3 protein-coding genes are annotated in these 2,495 nt (G+C 66.2%); 2 read left to right on the forward strand and 1 reads right to left on the reverse strand.

Going from position 1 to position 2,495, the window contains the following annotated elements; genetic code table 11:
* Positions 1 to 913 (reverse strand): molybdopterin-dependent oxidoreductase (locus tag GPT33_RS14975; protein WP_296810291.1); only part of this gene is annotated, 913 nt, incomplete at its 3' end.
* A 98-nt stretch (positions 914 to 1,011) separates the two neighbouring features.
* On the opposite strand from GPT33_RS14975, the gene GPT33_RS14980 reads away from it, so the two are divergent.
* Both GPT33_RS14980 and GPT33_RS14985 read left to right on the forward strand, forming a co-directional pair.
* The gene (locus tag GPT33_RS14980; protein WP_296810293.1) at positions 1,012 to 1,764 is read left to right on the forward strand and encodes an ATP-binding cassette domain-containing protein; all 753 of its coding nucleotides are present in this window, start codon (positions 1,012 to 1,014) and stop codon (positions 1,762 to 1,764) included.
* Positions 1,761 to 2,495 (forward strand): glycine betaine ABC transporter substrate-binding protein (locus GPT33_RS14985; protein ID WP_296810295.1); only part of this gene is annotated, 735 nt, incomplete at its 3' end. The genes GPT33_RS14980 and GPT33_RS14985, both read left to right, overlap by 4 nt.

A 2,495-nucleotide genomic window follows, 5' to 3' on the forward strand; every position in this document is an offset into this window, starting at 1 on the left:
CCGAGAGCAGGATCACGGCCCGGTGGTTCTGGAAGCCGTTGCTGTGCTGTACCGTCGCAGTGGGCGAGAGCGTGATCTGGGCCGGCGGGGTGGTCGCGAACAGCTCCGCAGCCTTACGCAGATCCTGTTCCGCGATCCCGCAGATCTCGGCGACACGCGCGGGTGTGAAGTCGCGGACATAGTCTCGGAAGCCTTCGACGCCGTTGGCCCATTCGTCCAGGAAGGCCTGATCCTGCCAGCCGTTCTCGAAGATCAGATGATGAAAGCCCAAGGCGAGTGCGCCGTCTGTCCCGGGTCGGATTGCCAGATGGATATCGGCCTCCTCGGCGAGCGGCGTTCGTCGAGGGTCCACCACGATGAGGGTCTTGCCCGGCCGGCGCAGCACCAAAGGATGGGTGTCGAAGGGCGGTATCGAGCCGCGCGGGTTGGTCGACCAGATGAGATGACAGCGCGTCTTCGGCGAGACCACCGTGGACGTGGTCTTGATCTTGTAGCCGAAGGTCACCTTCTCGGCCACCATGGTCGCGGAGAAGCAGCAACCGCTCTCGGTGAGGTAGTTCGGGGAGCCGAAGGCGTGTGCCAGACGCTGCAACTGGGGCCGCGCCTCTTTGGTGTAGCCGGCGAAGAAGCCCACGGCCGGTGCGCCGTGCGCGGCCTTCGCGGCGCTCAAGCGCTCGGCGATCGTGTCGAGCGCCTCGTCCCAAGAGACGCGCTCGAACTCGCCGCTCCCGCGCGGCCCGACGCGCTTGAGCGGATAGAGGATGCGCTCGGGATGGTTGCGCCGGTCCAACTGCACGTAGCAGCGCGGACAATCGGGACCTTGGACGCGGATCGGCTCGCCGTCGTCGTCGAGCTCGACCTGAATCCCGCAGTTGGCATCACACTCGTAACAGGTACTGGTTTTCCACGACATACGGCGAGAATCCTGAAGCTCCTTTTAACGATGCCCTGGAATTCGAGCCGATAGGCACGAATTCAAGCGGCTCATGCACAGTCGACAGGAATCAACCGATGCTGCGATTCGAAGGAGTCTTCAAGGACTACGGCGGGACACCCGCACTTGCGGGTATCGACCTGGATGTGTCGGAGACGCAGACAACGGTGCTGATCGGCCCGAGCGGTTGCGGTAAATCCACGCTGCTGCGGCTCGCCGCTGGCCTGATCCGGCCCGACCGCGGCCAGGTGTGGTTCGAGGGCGCCCGGCTGGATGCAGGCAGCCTGCGCCCTGCCCGACTGCGCATGGGTTACATGATCCAGGACGGCGGTCTCTTTCCGCACCTGAGCGTACGCGACAATGTGACCCTGATGGCGCGCCGGCTGGACTGGCCGCGCGAGCGTCGCGAGCAGCGTCTCGCCGAGCTTGCGGACCTGGTGCAACTCCCGACGGCGATGCTGGCGCGCTATCCGATCGAGCTTTCCGGTGGTCAGCGTCAGCGCGTCGCCCTGATGCGCGCACTCATGCTCGACCCGGATCTGTTGCTGCTCGACGAGCCGCTCGGCGCGCTTGACCCCATGATCCGTTTCGAGCTGCAACGTGAGCTCAAGGCGATCTTCGCCCGGCTCGGCAAGACGGTGCTGATGGTGACGCATGACCTGGCCGAGGCGGTCTTCTTCGGGCATCGGATCGTTCTGCTGCGTGCCGGTTGCATCGTCCAACAGGCCGAGCCGCGGGTGCTCCTCGACAGTCCCGCCGAGCCCTTTGTCGCGCAGTTCGTCGCGGCGCAACGCGAGCCGCAGCGGGTTTTGCTGGGAGCGGGAGGATGAGGCGCGGCATCTTAAGAAGGGCCTCCATCCGCCGGCTTCCGGCCACCAGCCTTGGGCTTGGAGCTGCCTTCGCTTTGCTGCTCGCGGTCGGACTCGTCGCCGGGTCGGCCGAGCCGCGCGCCGAGGAATCGACACAGCGCCCGGTCGTCATCGGCTCGAAGAAATTCACCGAGTCCGTCATCCTGGGCGAGACGCTGCGTCTGCTGGCACTCGACGCAGGCCATCCGGCCCGTCATCGCGCCGAGCTGGGCGGAACGCGCATCCTCTGGGGCGCGCTGCTGAGCGGCGAGATCGACGTCTATCCGGAATACAGCGGCACGCTGGTCCGCGAGATCCTCTCCGGCGAGGACGTGTCCTCACCCGAGCGGCTGGAGGCAGCGCTCGCGGCCCGCGGGGTGCAATCCTCGGCGTCGCTGGGTTTCGAGAATACCTATGCCATCGCGGTCCCCGAGCCGCTGGGGGATCAGCTCGGCCTGCGACGCATCTCCGATCTGCGCGATCATCCGGATCTGCGGCTCGGCTTCAGCAGCGAGTTTCTGGAGCGCGCCGACGGCTGGCCGGGCTTGAGACAGCGCTACCGACTCCCGCAGACCCGCGTACAGGGTCTGGATCACGACCTGGTCTACCGGGGCATCGCCGCCGGGCATCTCGACGTGACGGTGGTCTACACCACGGATGCCGAGATCGCGCGCTACGGGTTGCGCATGCTCGAAGACGATCTGGGCTATTTC

The sequence above is a fragment of the Thiocapsa sp. genome, from assembly GCF_011390875.1.
GTDB lineage: Bacteria > Pseudomonadota > Gammaproteobacteria > Chromatiales > Chromatiaceae > Thiocapsa.